The 17,461-nt window shown below is 40.4% G+C and carries 21 protein-coding genes; all 21 read left to right on the forward strand.

Annotation, left to right across the window (positions count from 1 at the left end):
• Positions 1 to 268 precede the first annotated feature (268 nt).
• The 21 genes from xerC to fliY all read left to right on the forward strand — a co-directional run bounded on the left by xerC (position 269) and on the right by fliY (position 17,437).
• Positions 269 to 1,162, forward strand: coding sequence for a tyrosine recombinase XerC (gene xerC, locus ACFFGV_RS11135; RefSeq protein WP_377347770.1), 894 nt, complete (start codon positions 269 to 271; stop codon positions 1,160 to 1,162).
• A 37-nt stretch (positions 1,163 to 1,199) separates the two neighbouring features.
• Entirely contained in the window at positions 1,200 to 1,748 is a 549-nt protein-coding gene (hslV, locus tag ACFFGV_RS11140) for an ATP-dependent protease subunit HslV (RefSeq protein ID WP_377347772.1), read from the forward strand.
• A 15-nt stretch (positions 1,749 to 1,763) separates the two neighbouring features.
• Complete coding sequence (gene hslU, locus ACFFGV_RS11145) at positions 1,764 to 3,155, forward strand: ATP-dependent protease ATPase subunit HslU (protein ID WP_377347774.1); 1,392 nt, start codon at positions 1,764 to 1,766, stop codon at positions 3,153 to 3,155.
• Between the two features lie 29 nt (positions 3,156 to 3,184).
• A complete protein-coding gene (gene codY, locus ACFFGV_RS11150) occupies positions 3,185 to 3,964 on the forward strand; it encodes a GTP-sensing pleiotropic transcriptional regulator CodY (protein ID WP_377347947.1) in 780 nt (259 codons plus the stop codon).
• 337 nt (positions 3,965 to 4,301) lie between these two features.
• Entirely contained in the window at positions 4,302 to 4,697 is a 396-nt protein-coding gene (gene flgB, locus ACFFGV_RS11155; protein WP_377347776.1) for a flagellar basal body rod protein FlgB, read from the forward strand.
• Between the two features lie 3 nt (positions 4,698 to 4,700).
• Positions 4,701 to 5,153, forward strand: a complete 453-nt coding sequence (flgC, locus tag ACFFGV_RS11160; RefSeq protein ID WP_377347778.1) for a flagellar basal body rod protein FlgC — start codon at positions 4,701 to 4,703, stop codon at positions 5,151 to 5,153.
• A gap of 5 nt (positions 5,154 to 5,158) precedes the next feature.
• A complete protein-coding gene (gene fliE, locus ACFFGV_RS11165; RefSeq protein WP_377347780.1) occupies positions 5,159 to 5,476 on the forward strand; it encodes a flagellar hook-basal body complex protein FliE in 318 nt (105 codons plus the stop codon).
• A gap of 50 nt (positions 5,477 to 5,526) precedes the next feature.
• A complete protein-coding gene (fliF, locus tag ACFFGV_RS11170; protein WP_377347782.1) occupies positions 5,527 to 7,122 on the forward strand; it encodes a flagellar basal-body MS-ring/collar protein FliF in 1,596 nt (531 codons plus the stop codon).
• Between the two features lie 11 nt (positions 7,123 to 7,133).
• Complete coding sequence (fliG, locus tag ACFFGV_RS11175; protein WP_377347784.1) at positions 7,134 to 8,147, forward strand: flagellar motor switch protein FliG; 1,014 nt, start codon at positions 7,134 to 7,136, stop codon at positions 8,145 to 8,147.
• Complete coding sequence (fliH, locus tag ACFFGV_RS11180; protein WP_377347949.1) at positions 8,122 to 8,892, forward strand: flagellar assembly protein FliH; 771 nt, start codon at positions 8,122 to 8,124, stop codon at positions 8,890 to 8,892. Before fliG ends, fliH begins: the two co-directional genes overlap by 26 nt.
• Positions 8,870 to 10,180 carry a flagellar protein export ATPase FliI gene (gene fliI, locus ACFFGV_RS11185; protein ID WP_377347786.1) on the forward strand — a complete coding sequence of 437 codons (1,311 nt, stop codon included), beginning with the start codon at positions 8,870 to 8,872 and terminating at the stop codon, positions 10,178 to 10,180. Before fliH ends, fliI begins: the two co-directional genes overlap by 23 nt.
• Positions 10,181 to 10,186: 6 nt before the next feature.
• Positions 10,187 to 10,633, forward strand: a complete 447-nt coding sequence (gene fliJ, locus ACFFGV_RS11190; protein ID WP_377347788.1) for a flagellar export protein FliJ — start codon at positions 10,187 to 10,189, stop codon at positions 10,631 to 10,633.
• Between the two features lie 5 nt (positions 10,634 to 10,638).
• The gene (locus ACFFGV_RS11195; protein ID WP_377347790.1) at positions 10,639 to 11,235 is read left to right on the forward strand and encodes a MotE family protein; all 597 of its coding nucleotides are present in this window, start codon (positions 10,639 to 10,641) and stop codon (positions 11,233 to 11,235) included.
• A 29-nt stretch (positions 11,236 to 11,264) separates the two neighbouring features.
• Complete coding sequence (locus ACFFGV_RS11200) at positions 11,265 to 12,800, forward strand: flagellar hook-length control protein FliK (protein WP_377347792.1); 1,536 nt, start codon at positions 11,265 to 11,267, stop codon at positions 12,798 to 12,800.
• A 9-nt stretch (positions 12,801 to 12,809) separates the two neighbouring features.
• Positions 12,810 to 13,244, forward strand: coding sequence for a flagellar hook assembly protein FlgD (flgD, locus tag ACFFGV_RS11205; RefSeq protein ID WP_377347794.1), 435 nt, complete (start codon positions 12,810 to 12,812; stop codon positions 13,242 to 13,244).
• Positions 13,245 to 13,261: 17 nt separating this feature from the next.
• Positions 13,262 to 13,636, forward strand: coding sequence for a TIGR02530 family flagellar biosynthesis protein (locus tag ACFFGV_RS11210; RefSeq protein ID WP_377347796.1), 375 nt, complete (start codon positions 13,262 to 13,264; stop codon positions 13,634 to 13,636).
• A 78-nt stretch (positions 13,637 to 13,714) separates the two neighbouring features.
• The gene (gene flgG / locus ACFFGV_RS11215) at positions 13,715 to 14,515 is read left to right on the forward strand and encodes a flagellar basal body rod protein FlgG (RefSeq protein ID WP_377347798.1); all 801 of its coding nucleotides are present in this window, start codon (positions 13,715 to 13,717) and stop codon (positions 14,513 to 14,515) included.
• Positions 14,516 to 14,578: 63 nt separating this feature from the next.
• Complete coding sequence (locus tag ACFFGV_RS11220; RefSeq protein WP_377347951.1) at positions 14,579 to 14,797, forward strand: flagellar FlbD family protein; 219 nt, start codon at positions 14,579 to 14,581, stop codon at positions 14,795 to 14,797.
• Positions 14,794 to 15,216 (forward strand): flagellar basal body-associated protein FliL, encoded by a 423-nt coding sequence (gene fliL / locus ACFFGV_RS11225; protein WP_377347800.1) that lies wholly within the window; start codon positions 14,794 to 14,796, stop codon positions 15,214 to 15,216. The genes ACFFGV_RS11220 and fliL overlap by 4 nt, the downstream gene beginning before the upstream one ends.
• A gap of 39 nt (positions 15,217 to 15,255) precedes the next feature.
• Positions 15,256 to 16,254 carry a flagellar motor switch protein FliM gene (gene fliM, locus ACFFGV_RS11230; protein WP_377347802.1) on the forward strand — a complete coding sequence of 333 codons (999 nt, stop codon included), beginning with the start codon at positions 15,256 to 15,258 and terminating at the stop codon, positions 16,252 to 16,254.
• A complete protein-coding gene (gene fliY / locus ACFFGV_RS11235; RefSeq protein ID WP_377347953.1) occupies positions 16,244 to 17,437 on the forward strand; it encodes a flagellar motor switch phosphatase FliY in 1,194 nt (397 codons plus the stop codon). The genes fliM and fliY overlap by 11 nt, the downstream gene beginning before the upstream one ends.
• Positions 17,438 to 17,461 lie beyond the last annotated feature (24 nt).

Consider the following 17,461-nt stretch of genomic DNA (forward strand, 5'->3'; position numbering starts at 1 on the left):
GTTTGTATCGAGTATTTAAGTCTCGTTTACAAAAACTTTATTTGACACGTATTTTGTCGAAAGGCTATAATCTACGAGTGGTAAGGAAAACTACTTGACGGTTTTTTGAATAGAAGTAAAAAAATGGGTCTATCATGAATACAAAAAGAATATATTTACCTGAAATAAGAAACAATTCAGAATTTTATTATAATTTTGTGAAATTGATTGCATAAGGGTAGGAACTGTGTTAATATTTAAACGCCTTATGTGAGGTGAGCTGACGAATATGGAAAATCAATGTAAAGCTTTCTTGGAATATTTACAAATAGAAAAGAACGCATCAGCATATACAGTGGAATTTTATCAGCACGATATTGAAGCTTTCTTTCAATTTCTACATAAAGAAAGCATCCATCACCTGGCTGAAGTGGACTATTCCGTTATTCGTATTTATTTGACCGAGTTATTTACGCATCAATATTCAAGAAGAACGGTCTCTAGAAAATTATCCAGTTTACGATCATTTTATCGGTTTCTCGAACGAGAAGAGATGCTGGAAACCAATCCATTTATGAGCATTTCTTTACCAAAGATGGATAAACCCATCCCGGAATTTCTTTATGAAGAGGAGTTAGAAAAATTATTCCATGTTAGTGATCTTCAAACCCCTCTAGGGAAAAGAAATCAGGCATTGTTGGAATTGCTATATGCTACAGGTATTCGTGTAAGTGAATGTGTAAACCTGAGCATGGGAGATATTGATTTTTCTCTTGGAACGCTCCTTGTGCATGGGAAAGGAAGGAAGGAACGATATGTTCCGTTTGGGCGTTTTGCAGCAGAGGCCTTGGAGGATTATATATATAATGGAAGAAACTTGCTATTAGAGAAGTCCAATCAAACGACAAATCGCATCTTCCTAAATGCAAAAGGTACGAATCTAACAGAGCGAGGAGTGAGGATGGTATTGGATCAGCTTGTGAAAAAAGCATCCCTCACGATAGACATTCATCCTCATAAGCTTCGACATTCGTTTGCGACACATATGTTGAATGCAGGAGCGGATTTGCGTTCGGTTCAGGAGCTGTTAGGACATGAGCATTTATCATCAACGCAAATTTATACACATGTAACGAAAGATCATCTAAAAAGGATATATAACAATAGTCATCCTAGAGCATGAACAGGATGATAGGTTATCTGAGAAAGAGGTGTGAAGGATGGAACAACAGTTTCACGCAACGACCATTTTTGCTGTACAGCATAATGGGAAAGCGGCAATGAGCGGAGATGGGCAGGTTACATTTGGAAATGCGGTTGTTATGAAACATAAGGCAAGAAAAGTACGTACATTATTTAATGGTAAAGTATTAGCTGGCTTTGCTGGATCTGTGGCAGACGCCTTTACGCTTTTTGAAAAATTCGAGGCTAAGCTGGAAGCGTATGAAGGTAACCTGGCCAGAGCAGCAGTGGAGCTTGCAAAGGAATGGCGCAGCGATAAAGTATTACGTCGTCTAGAGGCAATGCTGATTGTCATGAACGAAGAGCAAATGTTCTTAGTTTCTGGTACTGGAGAGGTTATTGAACCAGATGATGGAATTTTAGCGATAGGGTCTGGAGGTAACTATGCCTTGAGTGCAGGAAGAGCACTGAAACGCTACTCAGCTGAAAAATCTGCTGGTGAAATTGCTCAGGCTGCCCTTGAAATTGCTGGGGAGATATGTGTGTACACTAATAACGAAATTGTGTTAGAGGTGCTTGGTGAATAAAGGAGGAGATGTAGATTGACTGATAATCTTACACCTAGGAAAATTGTCGAGCAGCTAGACCAATATATTATTGGCCAAAACAATGCAAAGCGTGCGGTTGCCGTAGCACTAAGAAATAGGTATCGCCGTATGAAGCTTCAAGATAAATTGAAAGATGAAATTGTTCCAAAGAATATACTTATGATTGGCCCTACAGGTGTTGGGAAAACGGAAATAGCAAGAAGGCTGGCTAAATTAGTCGGTGCCCCTTTTATTAAAGTGGAGGCGACGAAGTTTACAGAGGTTGGCTATGTTGGCCGTGATGTAGAATCTATGATTAGAGATTTAATGGAAACTTCCGTACGTATGGTGAAGGAAGAAAAGATGGAGCATGTAAAGGAACGAGCAGAAGAAAATGCTAACAAACGAATCGTCGAATTACTTGTTCCAGAGAAAAAGAAGCAAAATCAGTTTAAGAATCCATTGGAAATGTTCTTTAATCAATCTCAAAATCAGACGGAATCAGAGCCAGACCAGGAAGAACAAGATGTGGAAAGAAGAAGGAAACAAAGAGCCCAACAACTAGCAATGGGTGAATTAGAGGACCATATGGTTACGGTTGAGCTGGAAGAGCAGCAATCTTCTATGTTTGATATGCTCCAAGGTTCGGGAATGGAACAGATGGGTATGAATATGCAAGATGCTCTCGGACAATTCATGCCAAAGAAAACAAAAAAACGCCGTCTTACTGTAAGGGAAGCTAGGAAAGTATTAACCCAGGTGGAGGCGCAGAAATTAATAGATATGGATGAAGTGTCACAAGAGGCTGTGGAGAAAGTTGAACAGTCTGGAATGGTTTTCATTGATGAAATTGACAAAGTGGCTGGGCAAAGTGAACAATCAGCTAATGTATCCCGCGAAGGTGTCCAGCGTGATATCCTGCCTATCGTTGAGGGTTCTACTGTAACAACCAAATACGGACCCGTGAAAACGGATCATATTTTGTTTGTCGCTGCAGGAGCCTTCCATATGGCGAAGCCTTCCGATTTAATTCCAGAGCTGCAAGGCCGCTTTCCGATTCGTGTCGAATTAGAAAAATTAACGGTTCAAGATTTCATTAGTATTTTGACCGAACCATCCAATGCATTACTGAAACAATATAAAGCACTTTTAGAGACAGAAGGTATAAATGTTGAATTTTCTGACGAAGCTGTTACTAGACTAGCTGAAGTGGCTTATGAAGTAAACCAGGATACAGATAACATTGGTGCTCGTCGTCTACACACCATTCTAGAAAAGCTATTAGAGGATCTTTCTTTTGAGGCTCCAGACGTCACAATGGAAACCATTGAAATTACTAAAGCATATGTAGACGATAAACTAGCGTCCATTGCTAAAAATAAAGATTTAAGTCAATTTATATTATAGCAAGTCAGATTAGGAGGATTATTATGGAAATGAAATTATTAGATCGCGCACGTAACATTAACTCAATGCTGCAAAAAACGACTGGGAAATCTGTTAACTTTAACGACATGTCCGAAACTTTAAGAGATACAATTGGGGCTAATACATTTATTGTTAGTCGCCGAGGTAAGCTGCTCGGGTTCGCTATCAAACAGGAGATTGAAAATGAGCGTATGAAAAATATGTTGGAGGAGCGCCAATTCCCGCAAGATTATACACAGAATTTATTCTCCATAAAGGAAACAACTCCAAACATTGATATTAATAGTGAATTTACGGCTTTCCCAGTAGAGAACCGGGAGCTTTTCGAACATGGACTAACAACTATTGTTCCAATCATTGGCGGTGGTGAACGTCTTGGAACGCTCATTCTTAGCAGATTAACAGAAAGCTTTAACGAAGACGACCTTCTACTTGCAGAATATGGTGCAACGGTTGTTGGGATGGAAATTCTGCATGAAAAGACGGAGGAGATTGAACTAGAGGCTCGTAGTAAAGCTGTTGTACAAATGGCTATTAGTTCTTTATCCTATAGTGAACTAGAAGCAATTGAGCACATTTTTGAAGAGCTGGAAGGTAATGAAGGTCTTCTGGTCGCAAGTAAAATTGCAGACCGAGTCGGTATTACAAGGTCTGTGATTGTGAATGCACTGCGTAAGCTTGAAAGTGCAGGAGTTATTGAGTCAAGATCCCTAGGTATGAAGGGAACTTATATCAAAGTCCTTAATGACAAGTTCCTAGTTGAGCTCCAGAATATGAAATTAAATTAACTGTAAGCAATGTTAAACCTCCTTCCCCATTCGGGGAAGGAGATTTTTTTATGGGGGTGAAAAATTTAACATTATATTCATGTCTTTTGCCACACGACTATGTCATAATTAAATCAGGATTGTAGAAATATGTCGGATAACGTAAATAATACCAGACTATCTGATTAGTAAAATCATGCAAATGTATAGGTCTAAAGTATGATTGGTAAGTGAAAATATTGGTTTTTATGGTTAAATAGGGAATATATCTTATGGACAAGGTTTCGAGCTTTTTTTACAATTACCGTAGATACTAGGACTGAATTCATATTAATGTAGTGAAAAAGGAGGGGTGTTTATGCAATTATTCGGAAGCACTTTCCATACATTGGAGAATTCAATGAATTATGCATCAAAGAAAAACCAAGTGATTTCCAATAATATTGCCAATGTGGACACACCAGGATTCAAGGCAAAGGAGGTTGTCTTCGAAGACATTCTTAAGGAAAAAATGGGTCCTTCCTTGCAAACGAAAAGAACGCAAGAACAGCATATACCATTTACTGGACTGGAACAAAAAGGGTATAATGTCGTTTCCAACAATAGCACAGCTTATAATCATAACGGTAATAATGTAGATGTGGATAAGGAAATGAGTGATTTAGCGAAAAACCAAATATACTACCAGGCTTTAGTCGATCGACTTAATGGAAAGTTCACTAGCATGGAAAGTGTATTGAAGGGAGCGAAGTAAATCGTGAGTATATTTAGTTCTGTTAATGCAAGTGCGAGTGCTCTTACTGCGCAGCGTTTACGAATGGATGTTATCTCTTCCAATCTTGCTAATGCAGAAACCACTAGAGCTGTTCAAAACGAGAATGGAGGATGGGAGCCATACCGACGGAAGACCGTTACCTTTGAACCGAATGGACAATCCTTTCAAACGAACTTACATAATGCAATGGGGAGCAATTCGGAAGCACATGGAGTGAAGGTGACAGACATCAAAGAAGATCCCTCTCCTTCTAAGATGGTATATAACCCTAATCATCCAGATGCTAATCAAGATGGCTATGTAGCAATGCCTAATGTAGATCCATTAAAGGAAATGGTAGATTTAATGAGCACAACAAGATCTTATGAGGCAAATGTCACCGCGATGAATGCTAGTAAGAGTATGTTAATGAAATCTCTTGAAATCGGCAAATAGGGGGCATGAATATGAATACTATCGGAGATGCTTTTTCACATATACAAGCTGCATCACAAAACACAATAAGTGCTAAGCCAAAAACAACTCCTGCTGAAGCGCAAGCTAATTTTGCAGAAAGTCTTACGAACGCTATTAACGAAGTTAATGAAGCAAAGGAACAATCTAACATAAAAACAGAACAATTAGCTAAAGGCGAGATTGATAACCTACACGACGTTATGATTACTGCTCAAAAGGCTAGTATTACTCTGCAAACGGCCGTTCAGATACAGGGTAAGGTCGTTGATGCTTATAAAGAAATATCCAGAATGCAGGTTTAATTATTATCACTCTCTAGCAGTTGATAAAGTTCTTCAACACGGGGGCTATTATGAAAGAGAAGCTACAACTTTATACAGATAAAGTAAAAACCTTTTGGAAGAGTCGAAGTCTCACACAAAAGAGCTTATTAGCAGGTTCAGTAATTGCGCTGCTTGTTCTAGTAATTAGTGTGAGTGTTTTAGCTTCCAAAACAAATATGGCTCCGCTCTATAGTAATTTATCATTAGAAGAAGTGGGCCAAATTAAAGAAGAATTAGATACTAGAGGAATCACATACGAGATTTCAAACAAAGGTCAAACTATCCTTGTTCCATCTGATCAAACCGATGGGTTGCTAGTTGACCTAGCAGCTCAGGGGCTGCCTAATAGTGGAAACATTGATTATTCCTACTTTAGTGCGAATACATCATGGGGAATGACGGAAAATGAATTTAAAGTAATTGAACGGGATGCGATGCAGTCTGAAATAGCAGCGCTCATTTCTAGCATTGATGGTATCCAGGATGCCAAGGTGATGATTAATACTCCAGAAGAGTCTGTTTTTGTCGGAGAAGAATCGAAAGGTGCATCTGCATCGGTCGTTATACAGAAGCAATCCGGCTACACCATAAATGAATCACAAATAACATCCCTGTATAACCTCGTTTCCAAAGCTGTGCCAAATTTATCTACTGACAATATCGTCATTTCTGATCAGAATTTTAATTATTACGAGCTCAAAAATGGCTCAACAGTAGCAAATGGAACTACATACGAGAATCAACAAGGCATAAAAAAGAATATTGAAAAAGATATTCAACAACGTGTACAGCAAATGCTTGGAATGATGATAGGCAGGGATAAAGTAGTTGTATCAGTTACAGCAGATGTAGATTTTACACAAGAACAACGGACAGAGGAGCTGGTTGAGCCAGCAACAGATGAGGAAGATAGTATTCCAGTAAGCGTGGAACGAATTACCGAAACCTATTCGGGTAATCCCCCAGTAGAAGGTGGGACCCCGGGAGCAGGCGAAGATGATGTAACCAACTATAATGCAGAAGATGCAAATGGTGACGGCGATTATGAAATGGTGAAAGAAACCATTAATAATGAATTTGACAAGATTAAACGAAACATAGTAGAGAGCCCTTATAAAATTAGAGATTTAGGTATTCAAGTAGCAGTTGATAATAGTAAAGAAACTGATGCTTCAGATGACCAGGCAGCTGAGCTGACTGCTCAGGAGCAAACAACAGTTCAAGAGAGCATTAATTCCATATTAAGCTCTATCGTTACTACCTCCATAGCGAAAGAATACGGTGAGATAGAGCCAGAAAATAAAATATCAATTGTATTTCAGGAATTTACCGGTAGGCCGGAATCAACTGGCGGATCAACACCTGCTATTCCAAAATGGCTGTATGCTGTTGGGGGCGTACTGCTCGTCATAATAGCAACGCTGATTTGGCTGCTAGCTAGAAGGAATAGAAGCACAGAAATAATTAAAGAGGAAGTGGCACAGCCTGAACCAGTGTCAGTGCCAGATATAGAGGAAGAGAAAGAAACGGAGTCTACTGTACGTCGGAAACAGTTAGAACGTATGGCTAAAGAAAAACCAGAGGATTTTGCAAAGCTCCTCAGGTCCTGGATTGCGGATGATTAGGGGGAAGGACTATGGCAAAGAAAAAAGGAGAAATGAATGGAAGACAAAAAGCGGCTACTCTCCTTATTTCTCTTGGCCCGGATGTTTCAGCGCAAGTATATAAACATCTTACAGAAGAAGAGATAGAGAAATTAACGTTAGAAATATCATCAGTCAAGAAAGTAGAGCCAAATCAGAAAGAAGAAATTTTAGAACAGTTTCATCAATTAGCATTAGCACAGGATTATATTTCCCAAGGTGGAATAGGGTACGCTAAAACGGTATTAGAGAAAGCACTAGGTGAAAATGAAGCTACAAATTTAATCAACCGACTCACTTCTACTTTGCAAGTCAGGCCTTTCGACTTTGCGCGGAAAGCAGATCCAGCTCAAATATTAAATTTCATACAAAACGAACATCCGCAAACAATTGCGCTTGTCCTGTCTTACTTGGATTCAGAGCAATCGGCTCAAATTCTATCCGAGCTTCCGCAGGAAATGCAGGCAGATGTTGCCAAGCGTATCGCTGTAATGGATTCTACTTCTCCGGAAGTTATTAGTGAGGTAGAGCAAATTTTAGAACGTAAGCTATCCACAACTGTTACTCAAGACTATACTCAGACTGGTGGAATTGAAGCAGTGGTTGAGGTATTAAATGGCGTCGATCGAAGTACAGAAAGAACTATTTTAGATTCCCTGGAAATACAACACCCTGAATTAGCAGAAGAGATTAAGAAGCGTATGTTCGTCTTCGAAGATATTGTTACCTTGGATAACCGCGCTATACAACGTGTCATTCGAGAGGTGGAAAACGAAGACCTTATGCTATCCCTCAAGGTTGCAAGTGAAGAAGTAAAAGAAATTGTATTTAATAATATGTCTAACCGGATGGCAGAAACGTTCCGAGATGAAATGGAATTCATGGGTCCAGTACGATTAAGGGAAGTGGAAGAAAGTCAGTCTAGAATTGTTTCCGTGATTAGAAGACTGGAAGATGTGGGAGAAATTGTGATTGCTCGAGGTGGAGGTGACGATATTATTGTCTAACCAATCTAGAGTTATTGGAATACGATCTATTCAACCGAAGCAAATGAAAGCCGAAGCGTTGGAAGATACAGAAACCTCTTCTTCATTCCATGATGCCCAACAGCGTGCAAACGATATAATGCTTCATGCACAGCAGAAAGCTGCTCAAGCAATGAAAGAAGCAGAGGAACATATTGAGACATTAACAACCCAGTTTGAAGAAGAAAAGCAGCAATGGATAGAGAATGCCAAACAAGAAGGATACAAAGCTGGATTTGAGGAAGGGGAAAGGGTAGCGAATCAGGCTAACCAGGCTAAGCTCAATCAGGCAAATAATGTGATAAAGCTTTCAGAACAAGAGTATGTGAAGCGAGTGGAGGAAAGTGAAGAAGCCATTTTACAACTAGGACTTACAGCAGCAAGTAAAATAATCCACCAAGCTTTAGAGGAGGATCCCTCTCGTTATGTATCTATAGTGCGCTCTTTAATAGAGGAAGTGAAAGAACAAGAAACGATTCAATTGTTAGTTCACCCTGATTACTATCAACTAGTTATCGAACAAAAAGAAGAACTGCAACTGCTAGTTCAGCAGCGAGCATCCCTCACTATTCATCCCGAAGGAAGTCTTGAACCAAGCCAATGTTACGTGGAGTCTTCCTATGGGAGGATAGATGCTAGTGTCGATAGTCAATTGAAAGAACTCCGAACAATCTTGTCTCAACTGCTCGAGGAGGATAAAGAGAGTGAACGTGAATCAATTAATTAAAGAAATACCTGCCATCGATACATTCAAGCGATATGGAAAAATCCATCGCGTTGTTGGTTTGATGATTGAATCTAAGGGACCCGAAGCAAGTGTCGGAGAGGTATGTATCATTCATACATCCAAGAAACCTATTTTAGCTGAGGTGGTTGGTTTTCATAACGAAAATGTCCTGCTCATGCCTTATGCAGAGTTAATGGATCTTTCGCCGGGGTGCTTAGTAGAAGCGACAGGAAAACCACTGCAAATAAAAGTAGGACACGGTTTAATCGGTCAAGTCATTGATCCGTTAGGTAATCCGCTGTATGAAGATGCATCCCTTCCTAAGGGGTTACAGCCATACCCTACAGAGCAGTCTCCACCTAACCCGTTGTCCCGGCCTCGTATTACAGAGCCTATCCAAGTGGGCATTCGTTCCATTGATACACTTCTTACTGTGGGCAAAGGGCAAAGAGTAGGTATATTTGCAGGAAGTGGTGTCGGAAAGAGTACTATGATGGGAATGATAGCCCGTAATAGTGGTGCTGATATCAACGTAATTGCACTCATTGGAGAGCGCGGAAGAGAGGTTAAGGAATTTGTGGAAAAGGACCTCGGTGAAGAGGGATTAAGGAAATCGATAGTGGTGGTTGCTACATCTGATCAGCCTGCATTAATGAGAATCAAAGGGGCTTATACGGCTACTGCTGTCAGCGAATACTTTCGGGATAAAGGGTTTAATGTCAATCTAATGATGGATTCTGTAACCAGGGTAGCTATGGCACAAAGAGAAATTGGCCTAGCTACAGGAGAACCTCCGACTACGAAAGGATATACACCTAGTGTATTCGCAATACTGCCAAAGCTGCTCGAACGAACCGGCACCAACCATCATGGCACCATTACAGCTTTTTATACAGTCCTTGTCGATGGAGACGATTTAAATGAGCCAATTTCCGACACTGTTCGAGGGATATTGGACGGGCACTTTGTTTTAGATAGAAAGCTTGCAGAGCAGGGTCAGTTTCCTGCAATCAATATTCTGAAATCGATTAGTCGTGTGATGAAACAAATTACGTCAAAGGAGCAGCAAGATGCAGCGGGAGAGCTAAGGTCCATGCTTGCTACCTATGAAGAAAACCAAGAGCTGATTCAAATTGGGGCGTACAAGAAGGGGACATCGCAAGAAGTGGATCAGGCTATTCAGTATCATCCAGGAGTGATCTCTTTCTTGAAACAAGGAACAGAGGAGCAGGTTGAGCATAGGGAAGCCGTCGACCAACTATTCTCTTTATTAGGACGAAAGGGGTAATCAAGAATGGCTGAACTATCTACTTATCATAAGCTGTTGCAGATGAAAGAAACAGATAAGAACCTAGCACACAAGGACTACCAGGATTCTGTAGAAGTCTTTGAGGAAGTTGCTACAAAAATGTATGAGTTGTTGAAGAAAAAAGAGCAGGCGGAAGCGCATTATCAGAAGCAAATTCAGCACTCCATGCAAATAACGGATCTTCATACTTCGTTTCAGTATATCGATCGATTAGAAAAGCAAATTGCAAATTTACAGCAAGCTATCCATACAGCACGTAGTGACATGCAGCAAAAGCAGGAATCGTTAACCTCCGCTCATGTAGAAATGAAGAAATATGAGAAAATTATTGACCGGAAGGAATATCACATCCATACCGTCAGAACGTATGAAGAGAAGAAGCAGATGGATGACATGTCCATGCAACAGTTTTTAAGTCAAGGAATTAGGTGAATGTAATGGCGGGGAAAGAAGTACAAGACAGAAAGAAAACCAGCAAATTCCAGTGGTTTGTATTTGGGATATTAATACCACTAGTCTTTGCCATAACTGTTGCTCTGATTGTCATGACAATCGGGGGGGTGAACGTGTTTGAGAAGGTGCAGCAATATGGAAGCAACATTCCTGGAGTATCCGCAATTGTTTCCTCAGAACAAGATTCAGGCGAGGAAGAATCAGATTCTACCAGAACCTCATCTGCAGAATTACAAGCTACCATACAGGATCAAAATGCCCAAATTACACAACTTCAAGACACGATAGCATCCAAGGATAGTACTATTGAAGAATTAAACAACGAGATTGCTACATTGACAGAGCAAATAAATAAAGAAAGTAAAAATAATGATAATCAGAAGGAAGTTATGAAGGATGTTTCTTCTTCCTTTAAAGATATGGATGCGGACAAAGCTGCTCCCATTATTACAGAGCTAGATAAATCTGTAGCTTTATCTATATTACAGGAAATACCTGATAAGGAACGAGGCAAAATCTTTGAAGAAATGGATCCAAAAACAGCAGCAAGTCTAACAAGTGCACTTGTCCAGCGTAACTAATACAAACTATAGGGAAAGGGGGTGAACAAGTGAGTAGCTCCATACAGGCATTGTTTCAAACGATAAGCTCCTCTCAGATGAGGTCCGGGGTTGGCTCGCAACCATATCAGCAAGGATCGAACGACAAACTGTCATTTGGAGATGTCGTCGCTTCCATAAGAAAGGGTGCTGATACCGATAAGGAGTTATCGATGAAACAAACTAAACAGGAAGTAAAGCAGCTGTTACACTCCTTATCAGATGAAGATCTTTCCATAGACGAGGGGATGTTTGAAGAGCTGAAAGCTTCACCAATGTGGGCCAAATTAACCTCACATCAACAAGAAGCTATAGAGGATTTATTATCACAGTCCTCTACTATAGTAGAAATAGCAGCACAACTTCCATTATCCGAACAAGGAAATGCTCATTTAGCTATTCTGCAGCAGTGGACGAAAGAGCATAAGTCACCTGCGCAAGCAAAGGCAGCAGAGGCATTAAAGCCAATGTTAAAAACGATTGCTGCTCATCTTTTACATCAATCCTTACATAATTCCACTAATACTAGTACTAATATAACATCTAGGTTGCAAAATCTTGAACGTTCACAGTTGGCAGTATCTTTACGTAATACCCAACTTCATCAGGACGTGAAACCTTTATCAGTCGAAAAAAGTGAAATGTCACCAAAAATAGAGGAATTAGCTAAAAACATAGCTGTAAAACTGCAAGAAATGCTGCACAAAAATGGTACGTCTCCTCAGACAAGCAAAACAGCTCAGCAATTAATGGACTTAGGCAGGCAATGGATGCAAGCTCAGCAAACGGGTGATAGTACGTTAGGAAAACAAGCTTTAGAGAATACACACCTGTCGAGTAAACAGATAATAGCGTGGGATAAAGCAGTTTCTATTCTGCATAATAGAAGCAGCCTTAACCAAGGTGCTCCATATTCGGCTAATGCCCAAGTAACTCCGAAAGATTTTTCAAACTGGGTGAGAGGAGCTTGGCAAAGGTTAGAGGTACAGAACACTTCCAGTAACAAAGATACATCCATTGAAAATATAATCCAGCGCTCTGTAGGCGGTTCGGACGCGATGCCGATGTCTCGACAGGAGCAGCTTTTTATCAAGTTGAACAGTTCGCAGGCAACACCATCGAATCAACAATCACTAATAGAGCAGTTCCAGAAAATAATAAGTCAAAGCCGTTTTTCCATAAGTAATGCAGGTTCTCAATTATCTATCAAGCTTAACCCTGGTAACTTAGGGGACATGATGGTACGGATGACACAGCAAAATGGGGAAATGATGGTGAAAATCCTCGTAACCTCTCAAGCTGCAAAGGAGATGCTGGAAAGTAATATGCAGCAGCTTCGCCATATGTTTAGCCCTAGTCAGGTTCAAATAGAAAGGCAAGAACAGACAGCAACCCATCAATCATCAGTACCTTTCAGCAAGGAAGAGAAACAGCAGCAAGAAGGTCAACAAAGCTCAAGAGAAAGCTATCTTGACTGGTTGAGTGAGCAAGAGGAAGAAGAAGATTCCGTCCCTTTTCACGAACTATTACAGAACGAGAAAGCGTAGGTGAACAGGATGAGCAGTATTGATCCTTCCCTTTATTTGCAAGCACAAAGCACGACTGCATCACCAAGTGGCAACAACGGTGCCACGCTTGGCAAAGATGATTTTTTGAAAATACTGATGACTCAATTACAAAACCAAGACCCAACAAGTCCTATGAAAGATCAAGAGTTTATTAATCAGATGACCAATTTCTCCATGCTGGAGCAGATGACTAACGTATCCTCCTCCATTGAAGCATTTACAAAAAGTCAATCCAATAACCCCATCGTCGAATACAGCCATATGATTGGAAAGCAAGTAACCTATGCTCTATCATCTTTTGATGAGACAAGTAACATTAAGGCAGTATCTACGAAAGAAGGAAAGGTTTATTTGGAGCTGACAAACGGAGAAAAAATTACGCCAGATCAAATAACTAGATTAAGTGCAGAGGAAAGTGAGTAAAGAAAGAAGGGATTGTAGTGGATCCAAGAATCCATTCGATACACCAGCCTATTAGCATCCCTACTGCACATAAACGGGAACTGCAAGCAGGGAAGAGCACCTTGTTTCATGACGTATTTCAACAGGAAGCTAATCGAATAACCATTAGCAAACATGCCAGAGCAAGGTTACAGGAGAGAAATATTGAAATACAGCCAAAAACATGGGCAGAAATCACAGAGAAGGTAGAAGAGGCGAAGAAAAAAGGGGTAACCGACTCAGTAGTGTTAACGAAAGATACTGCCCTTGTCGTAAGTACAAAGAATAACACGGTTATCACTGCAATGAATCGGGAAGAGGCCGCAAGCCAGATTTTTACTAATATTAATGGAACAATCATTATGAAAGAATAGGCTGGACCTACGGGAGGCCTGCTAAAGCTGTGGATGGATGGAAGCAGCTTTATACAATCACGGGAGAGGATGAAATAAATGTTACGTTCAATGTATGCCGGGGTTTCCGGTATGAAAGGTATGCAAACGAAATTAGACGTAATCGGTAACAATATTGCTAATGTCAATACTACAGGATATAAAAAAGGTCGTGTCACGTTTCAGGATATGATTAGTCAAACCGTAAGCCCTGCACAGGGTCCTGCTGGCAACCTTGGAGGGATGAACCCTTCGCAAGTTGGTCTAGGTGCACAACTTGGGACGGTAGATAACATTCATACGCAAGGGAATAACCAGACTACTAATAGACCTTTGGACATTTCTATAGAAGGGGATGGAATGTTTGCCGTCCAAGAAGGAACAGAAACCTTTTATACTCGCGCGGGTAACTTCTATTTAGATCAAGCAGGAGATATCGTAACCGGTAGCGGTCAGTACCTATTAGATACTGCTGGTGATACCATTAATATCCCTGCTAACGCAGAAAGCTTTAGCGTGCAGACAAATGGTCAAGTACAAGTGGTGCTTCCTGCCGGGGCATCTTCTGTTGGAACTATTGGCATTGCGCAGTTCTCCAATCCAGCGGGACTAGAGAAGGTGGGCTCCAATATGTATCGGCACACAGATAATGCCGATGCCGATAATGGGAACGATCTATTAGGAGCACCTAGTACAAATGGAAGAGGATCCCTTGTTTCCGGCTCATTAGAAATGTCCAATGTAGATCTTTCAGAAGAATTTACAGAAATGATCACTGCACAGCGTGGCTTCCAAGCTAACACACGTATCATAACAACGTCAGATGAAATTCTCCAGGAGCTTGTCAACTTAAAACGTTAATAGAAGGGGGCCATGGAGAAGGGGAGTGATGCTATGAATCTGCTTCTCTTTCTCCTTTTACATATGATTACGGTAACTAGGCTGAATGGAGACTCGTTTACGTTAAATGCGCTATTTATTGAGCAAATTCAAATGTTTCCAGACACTACAATTACATTAACTAATGGAAAGAAGCTGATTGTACAAGAATCAAACGAGCAGGTTAAGGAAAAAGTTATTCAATTTTACAAGCAAATAGGGCTTATAGGGACAAGTCATATATCCGGGGAGGACTCCTCATGAATTCGAGATTATTCAAAACAATGGTTACGACGTTTGTGGTAATAACGGTAGCCGGAGTGGCAGCATTATTGTTTGTGTTAAACAGTCAAGGCAGTGAGAAGGCAAGTGCCGACCGTTCCATAGATGAATTAGTAGAATACTCTTTAGATACGGAAGAAATCACAACGGATTTGCAAAATGATCGTTTTGTTCGTATTCAATTTAAAATTATTACAAGTGATAAACACGCAAAGGAAGAGCTGCAAAAGCGGGATTTCCAACTAAAAAATATACTGATTAAAGAGCTGTCCCAAATGGAAGAAAAAGAATTTAAGACCGGGGTGGATAATTTAGAAAGCATGCTCCAAACTCGTTTGAATGAATTAATGGAGGATGGAACAGTTACCGACGTGTACACCACTAAGAAAGTACTGCAATAATACAATTTAGGAAAAGCGCCAGAACGGAGGTGACCTTTCTTGGCCGAAGAAGTTCTTTCGCAGAATGAGATTGACGCACTATTGTCTGCCATATCGACAGGAGAAATGGACGCAGATGATTTAAAGAAAGAAGAGAAAGAAAAGAAAGTAAAAGTTTATGACTTTAAACGAGCGTTGCGATTTTCTAAGGATCAAATTAGAAGTTTGTCCAGGATACACGAGAATTTCGCGAGACTATTAACTACTTTTTTCTCTGCGCAGCTGCGAACATATGTGCAAATTTCTGTTGCATCTGTTGATCAAATACCTTATGAAGAGTTTATCCGATCTATTCCCAAAATGACGATTTTAAATATATTTTCCGTCGCACCGCTGGATGGACGTATTTTATTAGAGGCGAATCCAAATATAGCGTACGCAATGATGGATCGTTTATTAGGTGGTACGGGGGAAAGCGTCAATAAAATAGAGAATTTGACAGAGATAGAAACAAAAATACTTTCTCGTTTATTTGAGAAAACGATTGATAATTTACAAGAAGCATGGAGTACGGTAGTAGATATTAATCCGGAGCTGGATGAGTTTGAAGTCAATCCCCATTTTCTCCAGATGGTATCTCCCAATGAAACAGTAGTGGTAATTTCCTTAAATACGGAAATTGGTGAATCAAGCGGGATGATTAATATTTGTATTCCTCATGTGGTGTTAGAGCCAATTATTCCAAAGCTATCAGTGCACTACTGGATGCAAACCGAATCCAAAGAACGAGAGCCAGGTGAGTATGAAGCATTAACGAATAACATCCAGCGAGCTCACGTGGATATGAAGGCTATACTAGGGGAATCTACCATTTCGGTAGAGGAAATGCTTCAGTTGAAGAAAGATGATGTTATTCAGCTTACCTCCAGTATTGAAGATCCTCTAGCACTAAAAGTAGATAACGAGACAAAGTTTTTAGTACAGCCTGGAAAAGTGAAAAACAAGGCAGCTGTACAAATATTAGAAGAATACCAAGGGGGGGACTATGATGATGAGTGATGATATGCTATCACAAGACGAAATTGATGCGTTGCTCAAAGGGACAGCAGACGAAGACGAACCAGAACAGGCGGCAGCCCAACCCCCTGTTGAAAATTACTTATCAGCTATAGAACAAGATGCGTTAGGTGAGATTGGGAATATATCCTTTGGAAGTTCCGCCACGGCACTTTCTGGACTATTAAACCAAAAAGTAGATATCACAACGCCTGCAATTTCGGTTATCGCGAAGTCCAAATTATCTAATGAATTTCCGGAGCCAAATGTGGCGGTACAGGTTACATATACAGAAGGTTTCTCCGGTATGAATCTGCTCGTCATTCAACAATCCGACGCAGCAATTATTGCCGATCTAATGCTTGGAGGAGATGGTACAAGTCCTTCGGAGGAAATGAATGACATCCACCTTAGTGCTGTGCAAGAAGGCATGAATCAAATGATGGGATCAGCAGCAACAAGTATGTCCACCATTTTTAATAAACGAGTAGATATCTCCCCTCCTAGCATTGATTTACTGGATATTGCCGAAGGAGAAGGAACGGACACTATCCCTGAGAAGGATGTTCTCGTCAAAGTGTCGTTTCAATTGAAGGTTGGTAACTTAATAGATTCGAAAATCATGCAGTTGCTTCCTGTAGAGTTTGCGAAAGAATTAGTGAATGAATTGTTAAATCCTCCGACAGAACAAGCAGATGAATGGGAACAGTCATTACCATTGGATTTTCCTGAACAAGCAAATGGAAAAGAGGAAAGTCACCAAGCTGAAGCCTCACTATCTAACAGCGTACAGCAGCAAGAAGTACGACAATCTAGAACGCCAGAAGGTCCTCAGCACCTTGGAGGTATGCAGCAAGGTAATGAGCAAAACATTCAATCCGCTGAATTCAGTCAATTCCAACCGGTTGAAATGAATCAAAGCGAGCAGCGAAATCTTGATATGCTACTGGATATTCCGTTACGGGTTACCGTGGAGCTAGGGCGGACGAAACGTTCTATAAAAGAGATTTTAGAATTATCCTCAGGCTCTGTTGTGGAGTTAGATAAATTAGCAGGGGAGCCGGTTGATATTCTCGTTAATGAAAAACCGATAGCTAAAGGCGAGGTCGTCGTAATCGATGAGAACTTCGGCGTTAGAGTTACAGATATTTTAAGTCAGAAAGATCGATTAAAACGAATCCAATAATTGGGGAACCTATAGGGGGAATTA

The organism is Pontibacillus salicampi (assembly GCF_042434395.1).
Taxonomy (GTDB): Bacteria; Bacillota; Bacilli; order Bacillales; family BH030062; genus Pontibacillus; species Pontibacillus salicampi.